Source organism: Pseudotabrizicola sp. (assembly GCF_030656345.1).
Lineage (GTDB): Bacteria > Pseudomonadota > Alphaproteobacteria > Rhodobacterales > Rhodobacteraceae > Pseudotabrizicola.
Window position 1 is genome coordinate 412874 of sequence record NZ_JAUSNR010000026.1, and the last position, 18214, is coordinate 431087.

19 protein-coding genes and 1 pseudogene are annotated in these 18214 nt (G+C 63.8%); 9 read left to right on the top strand and 11 right to left on the bottom strand.

What is annotated here, in order from left to right:
• Positions 1-65 precede the first annotated feature (65 nt).
• Both Q7J44_RS17190 and Q7J44_RS17195 read left to right on the top strand, forming a co-directional pair.
• A complete protein-coding gene (locus tag Q7J44_RS17190; RefSeq protein WP_304881966.1) occupies positions 66-1772 on the top strand; it encodes a bifunctional sulfate adenylyltransferase/adenylylsulfate kinase in 1707 nt (568 codons plus the stop codon).
• A 165-nt stretch (positions 1773-1937) separates the two neighbouring features.
• Positions 1938-2636: a Hint domain-containing protein gene (locus tag Q7J44_RS17195; RefSeq protein WP_304881968.1), complete on the top strand. Its 699-nt coding sequence runs from the start codon at positions 1938-1940 to the stop codon at positions 2634-2636.
• Between the two features lie 15 nt (positions 2637-2651).
• Here the strand turns inward: Q7J44_RS17195 and Q7J44_RS17200 are convergent, their stop codons facing one another.
• Together Q7J44_RS17200 and Q7J44_RS17205 are read right to left on the bottom strand one after the other, a co-directional pair.
• A complete protein-coding gene (locus Q7J44_RS17200) occupies positions 2652-2879 on the bottom strand; it encodes a DUF1150 family protein (protein WP_304881969.1) in 228 nt (75 codons plus the stop codon).
• 12 nt (positions 2880-2891) lie between these two features.
• Positions 2892-3305 carry an Hsp20 family protein gene (locus Q7J44_RS17205; RefSeq protein ID WP_304881971.1) on the bottom strand — a complete coding sequence of 138 codons (414 nt, stop codon included), beginning with the start codon at positions 3303-3305 and terminating at the stop codon, positions 2892-2894.
• A 251-nt stretch (positions 3306-3556) separates the two neighbouring features.
• Here Q7J44_RS17205 and Q7J44_RS17210 point away from each other — a divergent pair, with 251 nt between their 5' ends.
• From Q7J44_RS17210 to Q7J44_RS17220, 3 genes are all read left to right on the top strand, one after another.
• On the top strand, positions 3557-3775 hold the full coding sequence (locus tag Q7J44_RS17210) for a YdcH family protein (protein WP_304881973.1): 219 nt from the start codon (positions 3557-3559) through the stop codon (positions 3773-3775).
• A 97-nt stretch (positions 3776-3872) separates the two neighbouring features.
• The gene (gene purE, locus Q7J44_RS17215) at positions 3873-4358 is read left to right on the top strand and encodes a 5-(carboxyamino)imidazole ribonucleotide mutase (RefSeq protein ID WP_304881975.1); all 486 of its coding nucleotides are present in this window, start codon (positions 3873-3875) and stop codon (positions 4356-4358) included.
• Complete coding sequence (locus tag Q7J44_RS17220; protein ID WP_304881977.1) at positions 4351-5451, top strand: 5-(carboxyamino)imidazole ribonucleotide synthase; 1101 nt, start codon at positions 4351-4353, stop codon at positions 5449-5451. Before purE ends, Q7J44_RS17220 begins: the two co-directional genes overlap by 8 nt.
• A gap of 184 nt (positions 5452-5635) precedes the next feature.
• Here Q7J44_RS17220 and Q7J44_RS17225 read toward each other — a convergent pair whose 3' ends face one another.
• Complete coding sequence (locus Q7J44_RS17225) at positions 5636-6049, bottom strand: DUF4864 domain-containing protein (RefSeq protein ID WP_304881978.1); 414 nt, start codon at positions 6047-6049, stop codon at positions 5636-5638.
• A 94-nt stretch (positions 6050-6143) separates the two neighbouring features.
• Positions 6144-7727 carry a lysine--tRNA ligase gene (locus Q7J44_RS17230; protein WP_304881980.1) on the bottom strand — a complete coding sequence of 528 codons (1584 nt, stop codon included), beginning with the start codon at positions 7725-7727 and terminating at the stop codon, positions 6144-6146.
• A 112-nt stretch (positions 7728-7839) separates the two neighbouring features.
• On the opposite strand from Q7J44_RS17230, the gene Q7J44_RS17235 reads away from it, so the two are divergent.
• Positions 7840-8262 carry a tellurite resistance TerB family protein gene (locus Q7J44_RS17235; protein ID WP_304881982.1) on the top strand — a complete coding sequence of 141 codons (423 nt, stop codon included), beginning with the start codon at positions 7840-7842 and terminating at the stop codon, positions 8260-8262.
• 120 nt (positions 8263-8382) lie between these two features.
• On the opposite strand, the gene dacB is transcribed toward Q7J44_RS17235, so the two are convergent.
• Together dacB and Q7J44_RS17245 are read right to left on the bottom strand one after the other, a co-directional pair.
• Positions 8383-9867 carry a D-alanyl-D-alanine carboxypeptidase/D-alanyl-D-alanine-endopeptidase gene (dacB, locus tag Q7J44_RS17240; protein ID WP_304881984.1) on the bottom strand — a complete coding sequence of 495 codons (1485 nt, stop codon included), beginning with the start codon at positions 9865-9867 and terminating at the stop codon, positions 8383-8385.
• Between the two features lie 62 nt (positions 9868-9929).
• A complete protein-coding gene (locus Q7J44_RS17245) occupies positions 9930-10535 on the bottom strand; it encodes a nicotinate-nucleotide adenylyltransferase (RefSeq protein WP_304881986.1) in 606 nt (201 codons plus the stop codon).
• A 126-nt stretch (positions 10536-10661) separates the two neighbouring features.
• Here Q7J44_RS17245 and ettA point away from each other — a divergent pair, with 126 nt between their 5' ends.
• Positions 10662-12317: an energy-dependent translational throttle protein EttA gene (gene ettA / locus Q7J44_RS17250; protein WP_304881988.1), complete on the top strand. Its 1656-nt coding sequence runs from the start codon at positions 10662-10664 to the stop codon at positions 12315-12317.
• 223 nt (positions 12318-12540) lie between these two features.
• Here the strand turns inward: ettA and Q7J44_RS17255 are convergent, their stop codons facing one another.
• From Q7J44_RS17255 to Q7J44_RS17265, 3 genes are all read right to left on the bottom strand, one after another.
• The gene (locus Q7J44_RS17255; protein WP_304881990.1) at positions 12541-13101 is read right to left on the bottom strand and encodes a transposase; all 561 of its coding nucleotides are present in this window, start codon (positions 13099-13101) and stop codon (positions 12541-12543) included.
• Positions 13102-13891: 790 nt separating this feature from the next.
• Complete coding sequence (locus tag Q7J44_RS17260; protein WP_304881992.1) at positions 13892-14488, bottom strand: class I SAM-dependent methyltransferase; 597 nt, start codon at positions 14486-14488, stop codon at positions 13892-13894.
• A complete protein-coding gene (locus Q7J44_RS17265; protein WP_304881994.1) occupies positions 14485-15549 on the bottom strand; it encodes an NAD(P)-dependent oxidoreductase in 1065 nt (354 codons plus the stop codon). Before Q7J44_RS17265 ends, Q7J44_RS17260 begins: the two co-directional genes overlap by 4 nt.
• A 116-nt stretch (positions 15550-15665) precedes the next feature.
• On the opposite strand from Q7J44_RS17265, the gene Q7J44_RS17270 reads away from it, so the two are divergent.
• Positions 15666-16301 (top strand): TetR/AcrR family transcriptional regulator, encoded by a 636-nt coding sequence (locus Q7J44_RS17270; RefSeq protein ID WP_304881996.1) that lies wholly within the window; start codon positions 15666-15668, stop codon positions 16299-16301.
• Between the two features lie 359 nt (positions 16302-16660).
• Here the strand turns inward: Q7J44_RS17270 and Q7J44_RS17275 are convergent, their stop codons facing one another.
• Both Q7J44_RS17275 and Q7J44_RS17280 read right to left on the bottom strand, forming a co-directional pair.
• Positions 16661-16978 (bottom strand): hypothetical protein, encoded by a 318-nt coding sequence (locus tag Q7J44_RS17275; protein WP_304881998.1) that lies wholly within the window; start codon positions 16976-16978, stop codon positions 16661-16663.
• 2 nt (positions 16979-16980) lie between these two features.
• A complete protein-coding gene (locus Q7J44_RS17280) occupies positions 16981-17532 on the bottom strand; it encodes a DMT family transporter (RefSeq protein WP_304882000.1) in 552 nt (183 codons plus the stop codon).
• Between the two features lie 268 nt (positions 17533-17800).
• On the opposite strand from Q7J44_RS17280, the pseudogene Q7J44_RS17285 reads away from it, so the two are divergent.
• A pseudogene (locus tag Q7J44_RS17285) lies at positions 17801-18214 on the top strand (IS5 family transposase); the annotation flags it as partial.

Below are 18214 nucleotides of genomic sequence, written 5' to 3' on the forward strand. Positions count from 1 at the left end.
GAATGGTCCGCCCGAACAATGGGGTGACCCCTCGTCCGGCTGTGCATTTGAAAGGCCTGTATCTGATGTCGCTTCCCACCCTTGCCCCGATCCCGGAGCTGTATGTTTCCTATGAGTCCGCGCAAAAGCTGAAGGCCGAGGCGGGCAATCTGCCGTCCTGGGATATGACCCCGCGTCAGATCTGCGATCTGGAACTGCTGATGAACGGCGGCTTCAACCCGCTCAAAGGCTTCATGTCAGAGGCCGATTATGACAGTGTGGTCAGCACCATGCGCACCGCCAGCGGCGCGCTGTTCCCGATCCCGATCACGCTGGACGTGAACGAAAAATTCGCCGAAAGCATTGAGCCGGGGCAGGACATCGCCCTGCGCGACCAAGAAGGCGTGATCCTCGCCATCCTGTCCGTCACCGACAAATGGCTGCCGAACAAGGCGCTGGAGGCGGAAAAGGTTTTTGGAGCCGATGATCTGGCCCACCCTGCGGTGAACTACCTGCACAATCAGGCGGGCCGCGTCTATCTGGGCGGCCCGGTCACCGGCATCCAGCAGCCGGTTCATTACGATTTCAAAGGCCGCCGCGACACCCCGAATGAGCTGCGCGCGTTTTTCCGCAAGATGGGCTGGCGCAAGGTCGTGGCCTTCCAGACCCGCAATCCGCTGCACCGCGCACATCAGGAACTGACCTTCCGCGCCGCGCGCGAAGCACAGGCCAACCTGCTGATCCACCCGGTCGTCGGCATGACCAAGCCGGGCGATGTGGACCACTTTACCCGCGTCCGCTGTTACGAAGCCGTCCTGGACAAATACCCGCAATCCACCACCACCATGTCCTTGCTGAACCTCGCCATGCGCATGGCCGGCCCGCGTGAGGCCGTGTGGCACGGCATCATCCGCAAGAACCACGGCTGCACCCATTTCATCGTAGGGCGCGATCATGCCGGGCCGGGAAAAAACTCCGCCGGTCAGGATTTCTACGGCCCCTATGACGCGCAGACCCTGTTCGCCGAACATGCCGCCGAAATCGGCATCGAGATGGTCGATTTCAAACACATGGTCTATGTGCAGGAAAAGGCGCAATATTATCCCGCCAACGAAGTGCCGGAAAACACCACAGTTCTGGATATCTCGGGCACCGAACTGCGCCGCCGCCTGCGTGAAGGCATCGACATTCCCGAATGGTTCAGCTTTCCCGAAGTGGTGGCCGAACTGCGCCGCACCTCGCCTGCCCGCGCAAAACAGGGTTTCACCGTTTTCTTCACCGGCCTGTCCGGATCGGGCAAATCCACCATCGCCAATGCGTTGATGGTCAAGCTGATGGAAATGGGTGGCCGCCCGGTCACGCTTCTGGATGGTGACGTGGTGCGCAAACACCTGTCCTCCGAACTCGGCTTTTCCAAAGAGCACCGCGACATCAATATCAAGCGCATCGGCTATGTGGCGTCCGAGATCTCCAAAAACGGCGGCATCGCGATCTGCGCGCCAATCGCCCCCTACACCGCCACCCGCCGCGCCGTGCGCGAGATGATCGAGGCCTTCGGCGCCTTTATCGAAGTGCATGTCGCCACCTCCATCGAGGAATGCGAACGCCGCGACCGCAAGGGGTTGTACAAGCTGGCCCGTGAAGGCAAGATCAAGGAATTCACCGGCATTTCAGATCCTTATGAGGCCCCGACCAAGGCCGAACTGGTGGTGGACACCGAAGGCATGGATGTCGACCATTGCGCGCATCAGGTGATCCTCAAGCTGGAATCGCTGGGCCTGATCCGGGGCTGACCTGAACAGACCACCGCGCCATCCGGGTTACCCGGATGGTGCGCCCCCCCGGATGGTGCGATTCACAGTCCGGCAGCACCCCGCCTCACGCCTTAACCTGTCAGAAAGCCGCCCCTGCGATGCTGGTGCCACCAGATTTTCGGGCAACGGCATGGGGCAATGGCGATGAAAGACACCGGCCTGATAACCGCCAGCGCCACAGGCGCAGATCCCACAGGCACAGAGTCCACTGCCGCCGCCCGCAGGCGCGGCTTTGCCCCGGCCCGGCATCCCGCCTACCGCAGCCTTGTTGCGGGCACGCAGGTCCGCACCCCTGATGGCCCCATGCTGGTTGAAGATCTGGTCCCGGGCGATCTGGTGCTGACCGCCGATCACGGCCCTCGCCCGCTGCGCAGGAGTCTGCGCCGTCGCATCGGCGGGCGCGGGCCTGCCGCCCCGGTGCTGATCACCGCAGGCACCTTCGGCACCAGCCGCGATCTGCACCTGTCTCAGGATCAGCGCATCGTGCTGTCAGACCCGCGCGCGACCGCCCCGTTCGGCGGCGCACAAGTGCTGGCCGAAGCGCGCCATCTGCTGAACGGCACCACGGTCCGGCTGTCCCCCTGCGCCGGGGTCGATTATATCCAGCTGATCTTTGACCGGGCCGAGCTGATCTTTGCCGAAGACATGCTGACCGAAACCGCCACCGCCGAAACCCACCCAAAGGGCCCCGCACTGCGGCCCGTAGCCACCGCAGCCGATCTGGCGGCGATGATGCCAGCGCTGATCCATCCGCCAGCGCTGTGTGATATCATCCCGGCGGGCAGCCCCATGGCCGCCCCCCGGGTCAGACACGCGGCTGCCAAGCCGCAAAACCCCGTCTAATGCGCGCTGACTGTATTAATGCGCGCTGACCGGGGCCAGATCATGCTGGCGCGCCAGCGAAAATGCCATGCTGCGGTCGCGCACCAGCGCCAGCCGCTCGCCGTCCGGGCGGTGCACCGAATACACCGTTTCAATATCGCCGATCTGCTCACGCAGGTCTTCCGGCAGATCGGCCACCATCACCGGGCGCACGTAAACGATCGCGCTTTGTGCCTCGGCAACCATCCTGAAGGGACTGTTCATCGGTAAGACTCCTTATCCGCGGCCGATACGGATGGTCTGCACCACCGCATCCGGAACCGAACGTTTCAGATCAATATGCAGCAGGCCGTGGTCCATGCTCGCCCCTGCCACCTCGACACCGTCTGCCAGAACAAAGCTGCGCTGAAACGCGCGCGCGGCAATGCCCCGGTGCAGGAACACACGGTCTTGTGTGTCTTCCGGCTGCCGCCCGCGCACCACCAGCTGCCGGTCTTCGACCGTGATCGCCAGATCCTCGTCCCGGAATCCGGCCACCGCCAGCGTGATGCGATAGGCGTTGTCTGCCGTGGCTTCGATGTTGAACGGCGGATACCCCTCACCCGAGGCTTTTGCCGTCCGCTCCACCAGCCGTTCCAGCTGCTCGAACCCCAACAAAAACGGATGCGCGCCAAAACTCAGTTTCGTCATCTGTCTTATGCCCTTTTCCAAAAGCGACATTGTGCTGTGCAGGCCCGCAACTGGCACCCGCACTTTTGAAATATGGGGCGCGCAGCGGCAGGCTGCAAGAGCACAGGCCAAGGGGCACCAGCGGCAGCAGCACCGGAATCAGTCGGAAACCGAGCAGAATCTTTGCCGCAAAGTCAAAGAGTCACTATATTCAACATAGCGAAACCAGCTGCGACTCAGCCCCGGTCCCACCCAGCCAACAAGCGAATGCCATGAACGCGCCCAGCGAACTCAATTTCGAAGACATGCTCCGCATCCGGCTGGAAGTGCTGCGGCGTGAGCATCGCGATCTGGATGAGGCGATTCACGCGCTCGAATCAACGGGCCGCCCCGATCAGCTGACCCTGCGGCGGCTGAAAAAGCAAAAACTGTCGCTGAAAGACCAGATCGTGAAGATAGAAGATCAGCTGATCCCCGACATCATCGCCTGATCCCCCCAACACTTGCCCCCGCGACACTTGCCCCCGGCCCCGTCCTGTCGTAATCGCGCCCAAGGCACCTGGGATCAAGTCACTTTGGGGGACGCGCATGGCCGTTGACGTCGGAATCATCATGGGGTCGCAAAGCGACTGGCCCACGATGAAAGAAGCCGCCCTGATCCTGGACGAACTGGGCATCAGCTATGAGACCAGGATCGTCAGCGCCCACCGCACGCCAGACCGGCTGTGGTCTTACGGACGAGAGGCTGCGGGCCGCGGGCTCAAGGTGATCATCGCCGGTGCCGGTGGTGCCGCCCACCTGCCGGGCATGATGGCCAGCAAAACCCGGGTGCCGGTGATCGGCGTGCCGGTGCAGACAAAGGCGCTGTCGGGGGTCGACAGCCTGTACTCCATCGTGCAGATGCCCAAGGGCTATCCGGTTGCCACCATGGCCATCGGCGCTGCGGGTGCCGCCAATGCCGGGCTGATGGCGGCAGGCATCCTTGCGATTTCCGACGCCGCTCTGGCCGGGCGGCTGGACGCCTGGCGCGCCGCCCTATCTGCCAGTATCCCCGAGGAGCCAAAGGATGACTGAACCTTTGCACAGCCCCCTGCCCCCCGGTGCCACCATCGGCATCCTCGGCGGCGGCCAGCTGGGCCGCATGCTGTCAGTCGCCGCCAGCCGCCTTGGCTTTCAGTGCCACATCTATGAACCCGGTGCCGCTCCCCCGGCAGGCCATGTCGCAGCCCATGTGACAACCGCCGCCTATGACGATCTGGACGCCCTGCGCGCCTTTGCGCAAAGCGTCGATGTCATCACTTATGAATTCGAAAACATCCCCACCGCCTCACTCGACGTGCTGGAGGCGATAAGGCCGATCCGCCCCAACCGCCGCGCCTTGGCGGTGTCACAGGAACGGATCGCGGAAAAGGATTTCCTGACCGGGCTTGGCCTTGTCACCGCGCCCTATGCGCGGGTGACAGACATGGCCACGCTACAGACGGCCCTCACACAGATCGGCACGCCCGCCATCCTGAAAACCACCCGGCTGGGCTATGACGGCAAGGGTCAGGCCCGCATCATGACGCCAGACGACGCCCCCGCCGCATGGGCGGCGATGAACGGGGCCGAGTCGGTGCTGGAAGGCTTCATCGACTTTTCCCACGAGGTCTCTGTCATCGCCGCGCGCGGCCTCGACGGCTCGGTCGCCTGCTATGACCCGGGTGAGAACGTGCACCGTTCCGGCATCCTGCACAGCACCACCCTGCCCGCCCGCCTGTCCCCCACCCAGCGCAGCGACGCGGTGCTGATCGCCGCCCGCATCCTGAACGCACTTGATTATGTAGGCGTGCTGGGGGTGGAACTGTTCGTGACCCCCAAGGGCCAGAAGGGTGGCCTGATCGTCAACGAAATCGCCCCCCGCGTCCACAATTCCGGCCACTGGACTCAGGCCGGCTGCGCGGTGGACCAGTTCGAACAACACATCCGCGCCATCGCCGGGTGGAGTCTGGGCGACGGCACCCGCTACGCCGATGTGGTGATGGAAAACCTGATCGGCGATGATGTCGACACAGTTCCCGCCCTCGCCCGCGAGCGGGCCACCCAGATCCACCTCTATGGCAAGACCGAGGTGAAACCCGGCCGCAAGATGGGCCACGTCAACCGCGTAATCCGTGGCCTGCCCTGACCACAGGGGCCGCCCGCAGGGGCATCGAGCCCCCGCGGGCGGCATTGCCATGGTATGGTTCTGATATCGCAGACCTGCGGACAGGTCGGAGCGCGCCGCGCGGGAGTATTTTTGTCAAGATGAATGCGGCATTGCTTCATCTTGACAAAAATACTCTGGGGGTTTGGGGGCAAAGCCCCCATTGCTACGCCCCCACGCCGACCGACGGCAGCAATTGCACAGCGTTGATCTGCCAGCCATCTGACGTTTCGATCATCTGGTAGTCGAGCAGATGGGTACGGCCCTCAAGGTCGGTGATCATCACTCTTTGCCACAGGTTTCCCGCCACCTCGCGCAGCTCCAGCATCTTCACGTCGCCGGGGCGGTGGACCATCGGGTAGCCATGGCGGACCATCCTGCCAAAATTGTCCGGTGTGCCGAAGAGGCCCTTGATCGTCGGGCTGGCGAAGCTGAAGGCGGTGGTGAAATCGTCCTGGCCCAGCGCGGAAAGCTGGTTGCGGATAGTGCTCTGGATCGGGTCTTCCTGCGCGGCGGCGGGCTGGGCGAGCAGCACCGTGCTCAGCAAAGCGGCTTTCAATACGGTGGTCAGCAGGCGCATGGCTGTGATCCTTGTCCGAAACGTCCCCGACAGGAGGGTAGACCGGGCGCGGGCCCGGTCAATGCCATGCTGGACGCTTTGTGGCGGGCCCGTGTCAGCCGGTCACGAAATCCCCCGCCAGCCCCTTGTCGATCAGCGCCAGCGTTTCCGGCACGCCATACAGCGCTATGAACCCGCCGAAGCGCGGGCCGTCTGATGCGCCAAGCAGCACCTCGTACAGCGCTTTGAACCAGTCGCGCAGCGGCTCGAACCCGTGGTCCTTGCCCACGGCAAACACCATGGTCTGCAGCGCATCGGCATCATTGCCGCCGTCCCATGCCGCCAGCCGAGCGCGCAGGTCCTGCATCGCAGCGCGTTCCTGATCGTCGGCCGCGCGGAACACCCGGTTGGGTGCGATCCGGTCGGCGAAGTAGCGCACGGCATAGCCTGCGGCGGCGTCCAGATCGGGGTGGGTTTCCGGCGACGCCTCGGGCGCATAGGCGCGGATATAGCCCCAGAGGCCCTTGGCGTCCTTTGCCCCCGCAACGCTGGCCAGGTTCAGCAGCATCGAGAACGGCACCACCATCCGCGACTCCGGCGGCTTGCCGCCGTGGATGTGCCAGACCGGGTTGTTCACCTGCGCGTCGACCTCCTGATCCGGATAGGCGCGCAGTTGCTGATGGTATTCGTCCACCGCACGCGGGATCACGTCGAAATGCATCCGCTTGGCCGTCTTTGGCTTTTGATACATGAAATAGGACAGCGACTCGGTCGCGGCATAGCTCAGCCACTCGTCGATGGTCAGGCCGTTGCCTTTGGATTTCGAGATCTTCTGCCCGGTTTCATCCAGAAACAACTCATAGCTCATGTGGTTGGGTTTGCGCCCGCCCAGCACCTCGCAGATGCCATCGTAAATCGGCGTGTTGGTGGAATGGTCCTTGCCATACATCTCGAAGTCCACCCCCAGCGCCGCCCAGCGCGCGCCGAAATCGGGCTTCCACTGCAGCTTCACATTGCCGCCTGTCACCGGCAGCGTCCATTCGCGGCCGGTCTCATCGTCAAAGGTGATCTCGCCGCGCACCGCATCCACGTTCTTCATCGGCACATACAGAACCCGCCCGGTTTCCGGGTGGATCGGCAGAAACGCCGAATAGGTCTGCTGCCGCTCTTCGCGCAGAGATTTCAGCATGATGGCCATGATCGCATCATAGCGTTCCGCGCACAGCCGCAGCGTGTCGTCGAACCGGCCGGACTTGTAGAACTCGGTCGCGCTGATGAACTCGTACTCAAACCCGAAGGTATCCAGAAACCGCCGCAGCATGGCGTTGTTGTGCGCGCCAAAACTGTCGTATTCGCCGTAAGGGTCCGGGACGCTCGTCAGCGGCTTTTGCATATGCTGGCGCAACATGTCCTGCTGCGGCACGTTTTCCGGCACCTTGCGCATACCGTCCACATCGTCGGAAAAGCAGATCAGCCGCGTCGGAATCTCGCTGATCACCTCAAACGCGCGGCGGATCATCGTCGTCCGGGCCACTTCGCCAAAGGTGCCGATATGCGGCAGCCCCGACGGGCCATAGCCGGTTTCAAACAGCACATAACCCTTGTCGGGGGCCTGCTTTTCATAGCGTTTCAGGATGGCGCGGGCCTCTTCAAAGGGCCAGGCCTTCGATTTCATCGCCGCATCGCGCAAAGCAGACATTGCTTTTATCCTTGAACCGCCCCCGCACCCCATGCGCGGGAAAGCCCCTTCCTCTATTGCCCCAACCCCGGCGCGTCAATATTGTGCGCGGCACAAGCAAAAGGATAACGCCATGCCCGATACCCCCCCGTCCCTGTCTGCCCCCGATGCGCTGGTGGCCGTCATGGTGGCCGTGTCGGCAGCCGATGAACAGATGCGCACGTCAGAACTGGTGGCGATCCAGCGCATGGTGAACCATATGCCAGTGTTTGCGGGCTATGACAGCGACCGTATCCGCACCGTCAGCCAGACCGTGTTTGACCTGTTCGAAGAGGAAGACGGGCTGGACGCCCTGTTCGGCCTGATCCGCGACGCGCTGCCCGAACGCCTGCGCGAAACCGCCTATGCACTGGCCTGCGATGTGGTGGCCGCCGATGGCAAGCTGCCGGATATGGAGCTGCGGATGCTGGAAGAGGTGCGCGAAGAGCTGTCGATCGACCGGCTGCACGCCGCCGCGATCGAATGGGGAGCCCGCGTGCGGCATATGAAGCCCTGACCGCCGCCGCGCAGGCCAACAGGCTTTGCGCGGCGCATCCACCATCCGTTGGGCGGGGTTCACCCCGCCTTGCCCCTCAAAAAAGGCGGGGTGAACCCCGCCCTACCGCTGGCACCGCTCTCAGCTGTAAGTCTGCGACCAGCGCGACAGCAGCTGCCATTGCAGGTTGCGCGCCCGCGCGGTCCAGGCCGACCCGCCCGCCGGGGCCTCGCGTTCCGACTCGGGCAGGGCGTCGCGGCGCGCGGTGTCGCCAAGAAAGATCGCAAAGATCAGCTCTTTGCCCTTGGGGTCGACGATATGGCCCGACAGGGCCGAGACGAAATTCAGCGTGCCGCTTTTCGCCGTCACCCGCACCGGCGATTTGGCAATCTCTTTGCCCTTGGCGTCGCGCAGCCCCAGATCGCGCAGCAAGGGTTGCAGCCCCGCCCCCGCGCGCCCCGCCTGCCGCATGATCCGCGCCATATCCAGCGCCGTCACGCGTGACCCCGATCCAAGCCCGGAATGATCGACAAAGCGGCAGGTCACGCCATAGGTCGCCCGCGCCCAGTCCGACATCGCAGCCCCCGATGCCGCCAGATCGGCCGCACCTGATGCGCGCAGCCCAAGCGCTTCAGCCGTGATATTGGTGGAAAACCGCAGCATATCGCGCAGAATCGTGGTCAGCGGGTCGCTGTCCACCGCTGCGATTTCCTGCCCCGCAGGTTCCCCCGGCAGCGCATGCGGGTCGGGCAAGGTGATGCCCTGCGCCTTCGCCAGCGTCTGGAACACCTCGCCGACATAGACCGCCGGGTGCCGCACCGGCAGCCAGCGGCTGCCACCTTTGCCCAGCGCACCGGCGGCGACGGTCCAGTCATCCCGCGCGTCTGATGTCTGATAGGTGAACACCGGCGTCTCCCGCGCCACCACCTGCATCCGCGCCATCTTCACAGCGGGCACAAAGCGGTTGCCGCGCGCATCCATCGCGGTGGACCAGCCGTCATTGGCGCGCTTCCACTCGAAATGCACCCGGTTGAAGTTCAGGTTCAGCCCGCCGATGGCCGGGTTATAGCCCACCTGCACCGGCTGTTCATCGCTGATCCGCTGCACCGGCGGCAGGGCGCGGTCCCATGTCAGAAAGCGTCCTGTGACAGATTTCACCCCCCGCGCCGACAGTGCCGCCGCCAGATCGCCCAACTGATCGGTCTGCAGCGTCGGGTCGCCCGACCCCGCCAGCACCAGATCGCCCTGCACCACGCCATCCACCACCGGCCCCGTCGCCAGCACCCGCGTGCGGAAGCGGAACTCCGGCCCCAGCCGCGCCAGCGCAAACAGCGCCGTCACCGCCTTGGTCACCGATGCGGGCGGCATCGGCACCTCGGCCTCGCGCTGTTCCAGCACGGTGCCGGTCTCAGCCTCCATCACCACATAGCTGGCCACCGCCGCATCGCCCAGCCGGGCCGTGCTGATCAGCACCTCGGCCGATGTGGCAGGCAGGGCAGCAACCGGCACGCCGCGCGGCATCGGCCGCAATGACCGGGCCGGGGCGTCGGCCACAACCGGCAAGGCCACGCCCGCCGCCAGGCTGCCCAGCACCCCGCCCAGAATAGTCCGCCGTGAAATCATCATCGCCCCATCCGCTGCCGCGTCACCCTAGGCGATCCGGCCCGGGGCAGGCAACCACCCGGCCATCACGTTCCCGCGCCACGCCAGTCGCCCCGCGCGCGGATGGCACTGCTGCTGGCCTCATGCATCGGCAGGTTGATGAAGGCCCAGACCGGCGGCCGCCGCCCGCGCAAGCCTTCGCCCCGGTCCAGCTGCTTGCCCCGGAACGCCTGCGCCGCGCGGCTCAGCCGCGCCTTGACCCCCGCCCCGGGCCGCGCCAGCACCGCCACCGGCACGGCGCGCAGGATATCCCGCCAACGGTCCCAGCGGTGAAACTGCACCAGATTGTCCGCCCCCATCAGCCAGACAAAGCGCACCCCCGGGTACAGCGCCTGCAACCGCACCACGGTTTCATAGGTAAACCGCGTGCCCAGCCGCGACTCCAGATCCGTCACCGTCACCCGCGGATGCTGCATCACCGCCCGCGCCTTCGCGATCCGGTCCGCCATCGGCGCCGGTTGCCGCGGCTTCAGCGGGTTGCCGGGCGTCACCAGCCACCACACCTGATCCAGGCCCAGCCGCTTCATCGCCTCCCGCGTGATATGGGCATGCCCGTCATGCGCCGGGTCAAACGACCCGCCCAGCAACCCCACCACCATACCGCGCGCAGCTATCGGAAACCCGCCCCGCATCCCCCACTCCCCATTTGGCGCGCCAAACTGCCCCTGCCGCGTTGCCCTTGTCCAGCAATATCGCTACATCAGGGGCAACCCAAAGACACACGCGCATCAGTCGCCCCGCGACACCGGAGAGTACACATGGCCAGCTATCAATACGTTTACCACATGGAAGGCGTCTCAAAGACCTATCCCGGCGGGAAAAAGTGCTTCGAGAACATCCACCTGAACTTCCTGCCCGGCGTCAAGATCGGCGTCGTCGGCGTCAACGGCGCGGGTAAATCCACGCTGCTGAAGATCATGGCCGGCATGGACACCGACTTCAAAGGCGAAGCCTGGGCCGCAAAAGGCGCCAAGGTCGGCTACCTCGCGCAGGAACCGCACCTCGACCCGAACCTGAACGTGAAAGAAAACGTCATGCTGGGCGTGGCGAAACAGACCGCGATTCTGGAACGCTACAACGACCTCGCCATGAACTACTCGGACGAGACGGCGGATGAAATGGCCGCCCTGCAGGACCAGATCGACGCCGGCAACCTGTGGGAACTGGAAGCCACCGTCGGTGTGGCCATGGACGCCCTGCGCTGCCCGCCGGATGACGCCAATGTCGAAGACCTGTCCGGCGGCGAGCGTCGCCGCGTTGCGCTGTGCAAGCTGCTGCTCGAAGCCCCCGACATGCTGCTCTTGGACGAACCGACCAACCACCTCGACGCGGAATCGATTGCTTGGCTGCAAAAGCACCTGATCGCCTATCGCGGCACCATCCTGATCGTCACCCACGACCGCTACTTCCTTGACGACATCACCAGCTGGATTCTCGAACTCGATCGCGGCCGCGGCATCCCTTATGAGGGCAATTACTCCGCATGGCTCGACCAGAAGGCCAAGCGGATGCAGCAGGAATCGCGTGAGGACAAATCCAAGCAGAAAGCGCTGGAAAAAGAACTGGAGTGGATTCGCTCCGGGGCCAAGGCCCGTCAGGCCAAGGGCAAGGCCCGGATCGCGCGCTACAACGAAATGGCGGGCCAGACCGTGCTGGAACGCTCGTCCTCGGCGCATATCATCATCCCCAACGGCGAACGCCTCGGCAACAAGGTGATCGAGGTTGTGGGCCTGAAGAAAGCCATGGGCGACAAGCTGTTGATCGAGGATCTGACCTTCACCATCCCGCCGGGGGCCATCGTCGGCGTCATCGGCCCGAACGGTGCGGGCAAATCCACCCTGTTCCGCATGCTGACCGGGCAGGAACAGCCCGATGAGGGCACAGTGACGCTGGGCGATACGGTGAAGCTCTCCTACGTCGACCAGTCGCGCGACGCGCTCGACCCCAACAAGAACGTGTGGGAAGAAATCTCGGGCGGGTCCGAGATCATCCAGCTCGGCGACATGCAGATGAACTCCCGCGTCTACACCGGGGCCTTCAACTTCAAGGGCACCGACCAGCAGAAGAAGGTCGGCCTGCTGTCAGGTGGCGAACGCAACCGCGTCCACATGGCCAAACTGCTGCGCTCGGGTGGCAACGTGCTGCTGCTGGATGAACCGACCAACGACCTCGACGTGGAAACCCTGCAAGCGCTCGAATCCGCCATCGAAGACTTCGCCGGCTGCGCCGTGATCATCAGCCACGACCGCTTCTTCCTCGACCGCCTCTGCACCCATATGCTGGCGTTCGAAGGCGACGCGCATGTCGAATGGTTCGAAGGCAACTTCCAGGCCTATGAGGAGGACAAGATCCGCCGGTTGGGCCCGGATGCGCTGGAGCCGAAGCGGGTGAAGTATAAGCGGTTCAGCCGGTGAATGTGTAGGGCGGGGTTTACCCCGCCTTTCTTTCGACCACCCGGTGCGGCGGGGTGAACCCCGCCCTACGCTCCACCCGTCTATGGTTCCGAACGGCTGTCAGATCGGTCCGAACACAACGGAAAACCCCGCATCCTCAACGCCGTAGGGCGGGGTTCACCCCGCCACTCCGACGCCAACCGCCGCACCAGCCTCCACCCGGCGCGGCGGGGTGAACCCCGCCCTACTCCCCGAACTCCCCCGTCTCACACGACCCGGCCCATTCCGGCTCCACCACTCCCAAGCGGATATCCCGGTGGATCGACGACTGCGGCCAATCAACGGGCCGCTCAACCAGCCCATGCTTCACCGGATTGCCCCAACAATACCGGACATGGGCGGCATAATCCGCCTCATCCCGGATATGGTGCTCCCAAAACCGGGGCTGCCACAGGCCGACCTCTCCCTTGCGCCGTAGGGCGGGGTTCACCCCGCCATTCTTTCGCCCCACCGGCAAGGGCGGCACAAATCCCGCCCTGCGCACCTCCATCGAGAACCGCGCCTTGATCGCCCCCCACCGCACCCCATAGTCCCCATCCCCCGCCGGCATCTGCCACACACAATGCAGATGATCCGGCAGCACCACCCACGCCGCGATGCCAATGGGCCGCTCCGCCCGCGTCTGCGCCACGGCGCGGCGCAAGGCTGCCACCTCGCGCAGCAGCAAGTCACTGCCGCGCGTGGCAAGGCACAGGGTAAAGAACACCCGCGCGCCGGTCATTCTGGGGCGAAGATACTGCGGCATCCGGCCAGCCTGACGGGTCAAGGTTAACCGGACGTTACCGCGACTGCCCTTTGGACAGCCTCCCGGTCCGCGCCCCGCACCGCGCACCAACGTCATGACGTAAACCATACGTCGGCCATACCCAAATCAGACGCAAACCATACAAGAAAAACACGCTACTTTCAGCGCCTTGCAGCTTTCCCGCGCCATTGCGGAACCATCCGGCCAGATGTCGCGTTTCATTCCCAGACCTCAGGAAAGGACGACCCCATGAAAGGCGCATTTGCTTGGCTGATCGGCATTCCGATCCCGATTATCATCATCCTCTATCTGCTCGACGTGTTCTGATCAGGCCCACAAAGGCCTGAAGGCGGCTCCGCCGCCGGAACGACCCCCGCCTTGCCCGAGGCGGGGGTCGTCTCATATCCGCCACCGGCCCGCCTGCGCCGGGATTGCCGGGGCAAAGGGCGGCCAAAAGCTGAGAAAACGCCAATTCCAAAATGCCAACCCCTTGAAACCAAAGGATAGGCACCCCTGCAACACAGGGGAAAACGGAGATAAGAGGTGTTGATTCGCAAACGGGTTTGCCGCGAATCTCTTTGGAAACGCGCTAAATCAGACTGATCGCACCAAGCATTTTTGCCGCATTCACCGTGCAATTCTGCCTCGTCGAAGTCAATCGGGGCTGAAACACTAACGCTGCGATTTGTCTTGGACAGAGTCGTCGGGGTTGACCGATTTCCGGTTACGTAAGCGCGTGGGGTGCGGCAATCCTCAGATCGCTCATGCGCCCGGGACTGGACTGTCTCCGTCAGGTCGGGATGCAACGGATTGAGTAGACAGAGGCCGGCGGCAGGTTACGGAGTGTGCGGCCAAGGCAGTCGAACCTCAGCCCCAGTCCCCTCGCCACGGCCTTGTCCACCGGAGGGACCTGTCCGTAGGTGAACTGGACGAAGGATCCGCCGGGGCGCATGGCGCTGAACGCTGCGGTCAGGATCTCGCGCTGGTCCGACCGCGACATCGCCAGAAGCGGCAGGCCCGAGACGATTGCGCCGGGAGCGTCCGGAAGCCGCGCCTTCGCATGGTTGTCCAGCCTTTGCGCGAGATCGCAGACGATCTCCAGATCCGGGAATCGTTCGCGCAGAAGCAGAGTGAAGGCCGGCGAACGCTCGATGAGCAGGAGGTTTTCGGGTGCCACGCCTCGGGACAGCAACGCCCGCGTGAAGACGCCCGTTCCGGGGCCGAGTTCGATAACCGGGCCGGTTTCCGGCCCGATCCCTGCGGTCATGAGGCGCGCCAGCGTCTGCCCGGACGGTGCTAGCGCTGCGATGGCAAGGGGGTCGGCCAGCCACGCCCGCAGGAACCGCCCCGCGTCGCCTGCGTGCAGCGACTGCGCCGCTCCGCTCATGCTTCAGCCGAAGCGTTGACGGCACCATGTCGCGACCCGGTTGCGCTGGCGTGAAAGGCGGGCTGTGCCATCCTACGCAACCCGTCTTCGGGCGACAGGACCGGCGCGTAGCCAAGTTCTTTCCGCGCCCGCGAGATGTCGATCGTGAAGTCCTTGCCGATCAGCCGCAGCATTTGCCGGGTGATGGGCGGTTCGCCCTTCAGGCGCAGCAGGTGCCAGACTGCGCCCATGATGCCCGCCATCGTCCAGGCGATCCCGAAGGGAACGGCGCGGTCGTCGGGCTGGACGCCGCGGGTCGCCAAAAGACGCGTCAGGAAGGACTTCAGGGTTGTGTCGACATTATCCGACACGAAATAGGCGGCACCGTCCTTGCCCTGGTCGGCCGCCAGGATCAGCGCGTGGCACAGATTGTCGACATGACAGGTTGACATTGTTTGCCCGCCACCCGCCACCCAGCGGAACTGCCCAGCCTTCACCGTCTCGACCATATGGTCGAGCATCGGCATGTCCGACCCCCAGATCATGGGCGGGCGGATGGCGACGGTCGAGAAGCCTTTGCGGCGTCCGCTTGCCGCCCGCAGGAGTTCTTCGGCGTCGGCCTTGCTGGCGGAGTAGGGGGCAAATCCCATCCGTTGCAAAGGAAGGTCCTCGGTCACACGGTGCTGCGGTTGGGGATGTGCCATGACGACGGCGGCGGCGCTGACATAGACGACGCGCCTGACACCCGCGCGCTCGGCGGCGGTCACCACATTGCGGGTGCCCTCGACATTCATCTCACGGAAGACCCGGAGCGGACCCCAGAGCTTGAAATGCGCTGCGACGTGGAAAACCGTGTCCACCCCCTCCATCGCCCGCTCGAGAGCGTCAGGGTCGGCGAGGTCAGCGTGGTGCGGCTCGGCCCCCAGCGCAGCAACGGCGGCGCGGCTCGAGCCCGACCGGCCGATCCCGCGGACCTGCCAGCCGGTCTTGAGCAGGCGCGCGATGAGATGGCCACCGACGAATCCGGATCCTCCGGTGACGAGGGCGATGCGGCGGGTGGGACTGTCGGAAATCGATGTCATGGCGGAGCTCCCTTGCTTGCAGGAGTTACATCGCAGATTGAGGCTGGCAACACAATACAAAAAATGAAATCTGTTACATGTTGCGCTTTGCCGACCTTTGCCCTAGACCTCTGGGCATGGAAAACCACGCCTCTGACCCACGCGACCGCATCCTGGAAACAGCCAGGGATCTGATCCGCCGCTTTGGGGGGGCGAAGACAAACGTGGTCGATATCGCCCAGGCCATGGGCCTTTCGCACTCGGCGATTTACCGGCACTTCCGGTCCAAAGCCGAAATCTTCGATGCCCTCGCCGCCTTGACGATGGCCGAGGAAGCCGCGCTTGCCGAAGCCTTCGTCAAGGCGGATGCGCCTGCTGCCGAGCGGTTGGCAGGACTTGTCCTGACGCTCCACCGCAGCAAGCGCGTCAAACTCGCCGACGATCCCGAGATGCACGCCCTATATCGGCGCATCGTGGAGGAACGCCCGGACCTCATTTCGGACTATGCACGCCGCATGACCGGCCTCCTCCGCCTCATCCTCGCCGACGGAGTCGCGCGGGGGGAGTTCGGCACGATGGATCTTGACGCGGCTGCAGGTGCAGTCCGCGACGCCTTCACAGTGTTTGTTCATCCCGCGCATGTCGAGGCCGCGACAAAGGCCGGACTGGATCAGGAGGCAGGCTTGCAGACCTTGATGGGCTTGGTTGTCGGTGGTCTTGTTGCAGGAAGCATCCAGGTCGGAGCGGTCACTGCGGAACGCCCGGACGAATAACTTGGCCTGAAGCAAGTTCGACGATAGACCCATGCCCTCCAGAAGTTGGGTCCGCCGGGAGCACCTGCCCAAACCACATGTGCACAGCTGCGGTCGAGTATTTGCGAACGTCCGCTGTGGGCCAAGCACGATGTTGCACCTGCTAAAAGGTCTTCCATGCTGGAGTGTGGATGAATATCGCAGAAGGACTCAAACCGGGATTTCGCCGTGTTGTCCAAGAAGGCCTGTTAACGGACAGAAACCTATGGTCAAAATATTCTGGACACAAACGGTGGATTCCGCCGAAGATGGAAGCCTGTGAGTTTTGTCCATCAGCTCGCCACTGGAGATCGACGTGGCGAGCCCGTCCGCTCACTCGATCAAGCTTTGTGGGCACGCGCCAGCATCACGCCTCCGCCGATGATCGAGGCACACCCGATCAATGTCGTCATGCCGAGACGCTCATCAAAGACAACAAAGCCCAGCAGAGACGCGAAAATCAGCCAAGAATAGTCTACCTGGCCGACGACAGACAGGGGAGCAGCCCTGTAGCCACGGATCGTGCAATCCTGAGCAAGCAGCGCAATTGGCCCCAGTCCGACACAGAGCAGCATTGCAGACAGGCTGACCGGCTGCCAGTTCAGCCATGCCGGAACCAGCATCAGACACAGGCCGAAGAAGCAGACGTGAATGATCACGGTCAGAGGTTTCTCGTCAATCCGAGAACACGGATCAGCAAACCCTCCACGGCCATCAGCACTGCGCCCATCAGGGCGGCCAGCGCTGGTCCAAAGGGAAGCGTCCCTTGAAACGCGCCTTTTCCCGCCATCACCACCGCCGCTCCGCCCAGCGACAGGGCGCTGCCCCAGAGCAGAAGCCGTTCCGGGCGTTCGCCAATGAAGAAGGCACCCAGCAACACAAGTGCGACACCATAGGTCATGCTCAGCGCTGTCGCATCCGCGAGCGGCATATGTGCCGACGACCATGTTATGGCAACCGCTGCCCCAGACCCACATAAGGCGCGCAAAAAATGCGACCCCGTCCGGATGCTGCGATGTTTGGGGATGCCGCCTGCCGCGCTTGCCAGAAATAGGGCAGTTATCAAGGCCCCGATGTAGCGCAGCAAGGTGATCTGAAACGTTCCCATGCTGCCGTCAGCGAATTTCGCTGCCGCGAAGATGAGCGTCCAGAGCGCCGTGCTGAGAAGCACCCATAGGATAGCGGCGGTATACGTGGATCTGCAGGATGACATGTGGCCTCTCGAAAGCTATCCTTCCCTCAGACACACCCAAGCCTTCGTCCGCAAACGAGAAATTTTGCCTCTGAAAGAGAAATTCTCATGCAACACGTTGACCGGATATCGCTGAACGCGCTGCGCGTGTTCGTGGCCGTGGCCGTGGCGGAGTGCAACAGCATGAAGCTTGCGGCGACCAGATTGGGCGTTACCGCCGGTGCGGTCAGTCATCAGGTTCGCGGGCTTGAGGACGCGCTGGGTGTCCGCCTCCTGCACCGCCGTTCCGAAGACGGTGATGATCGACGCGACTTATCTCAAGGCGACCAGCCTGCGGTCGAAAAAGGGGGGCCAGGCGACCATAGGGGCCGTCTGATCGGTCGGACGAAGGGCGACATGAACACCAAGTTGCACGCCGTCACCGACGCTGATGGTCGTCCGATCCGGTTCTTCATGACAGCGGGCCAAGTTAGTGATTTCACCGGCGCGGCGGTGCTGCTGAGCAGCTTGCCAAAGGCAGAATGGCTGCTGGCCGACCGGGGCTATGACGCCGACTGGTTCAGAGATGCGTTGAAAGACAAGGGGATAAAGCCCTGCATTCCCGGCAGGAAGTCGCGCGGCAAACCCATCAAGCATGACAAGCGACGCTACAAACGCCGCAACCGCATCGAGATCATGTTCGGGCGGATCAAGGACTGGCGAC

Bases quoted from the DNA above. Each gene is read 5' to 3' on its own strand.
- Q7J44_RS17190 (WP_304881966.1), top strand. From the start codon at position 66: ATGTCGCTTCCCACCCTTGCCCCGATCCCGGAGCTGTATGTTTCCTAT.
- Q7J44_RS17195 (WP_304881968.1), top strand. From the start codon at position 1,938: ATGAAAGACACCGGCCTGATAACCGCCAGCGCCACAGGCGCAGATCCC.
- Q7J44_RS17200 (WP_304881969.1), bottom strand. From the start codon at position 2,879: ATGAACAGTCCCTTCAGGATGGTTGCCGAGGCACAAAGCGCGATCGTT.
- Q7J44_RS17205 (WP_304881971.1), bottom strand. From the start codon at position 3,305: ATGACGAAACTGAGTTTTGGCGCGCATCCGTTTTTGTTGGGGTTCGAG.
- Q7J44_RS17210 (WP_304881973.1), top strand. From the start codon at position 3,557: ATGAACGCGCCCAGCGAACTCAATTTCGAAGACATGCTCCGCATCCGG.
- purE (WP_304881975.1), top strand. From the start codon at position 3,873: ATGGCCGTTGACGTCGGAATCATCATGGGGTCGCAAAGCGACTGGCCC.
- Q7J44_RS17220 (WP_304881977.1), top strand. From the start codon at position 4,351: ATGACTGAACCTTTGCACAGCCCCCTGCCCCCCGGTGCCACCATCGGC.
- Q7J44_RS17225 (WP_304881978.1), bottom strand. From the start codon at position 6,049: ATGCGCCTGCTGACCACCGTATTGAAAGCCGCTTTGCTGAGCACGGTG.
- Q7J44_RS17230 (WP_304881980.1), bottom strand. From the start codon at position 7,727: ATGTCTGCTTTGCGCGATGCGGCGATGAAATCGAAGGCCTGGCCCTTT.
- Q7J44_RS17235 (WP_304881982.1), top strand. From the start codon at position 7,840: ATGCCCGATACCCCCCCGTCCCTGTCTGCCCCCGATGCGCTGGTGGCC.
- dacB (WP_304881984.1), bottom strand. From the start codon at position 9,867: ATGATGATTTCACGGCGGACTATTCTGGGCGGGGTGCTGGGCAGCCTG.
- Q7J44_RS17245 (WP_304881986.1), bottom strand. From the start codon at position 10,535: ATGCGGGGCGGGTTTCCGATAGCTGCGCGCGGTATGGTGGTGGGGTTG.
- ettA (WP_304881988.1), top strand. From the start codon at position 10,662: ATGGCCAGCTATCAATACGTTTACCACATGGAAGGCGTCTCAAAGACC.
- Q7J44_RS17255 (WP_304881990.1), bottom strand. From the start codon at position 13,101: ATGCCGCAGTATCTTCGCCCCAGAATGACCGGCGCGCGGGTGTTCTTT.
- Q7J44_RS17260 (WP_304881992.1), bottom strand. From the start codon at position 14,488: ATGAGCGGAGCGGCGCAGTCGCTGCACGCAGGCGACGCGGGGCGGTTC.
- Q7J44_RS17265 (WP_304881994.1), bottom strand. From the start codon at position 15,549: ATGACATCGATTTCCGACAGTCCCACCCGCCGCATCGCCCTCGTCACC.
- Q7J44_RS17270 (WP_304881996.1), top strand. From the start codon at position 15,666: ATGGAAAACCACGCCTCTGACCCACGCGACCGCATCCTGGAAACAGCC.
- Q7J44_RS17280 (WP_304882000.1), bottom strand. From the start codon at position 17,532: ATGTCATCCTGCAGATCCACGTATACCGCCGCTATCCTATGGGTGCTT.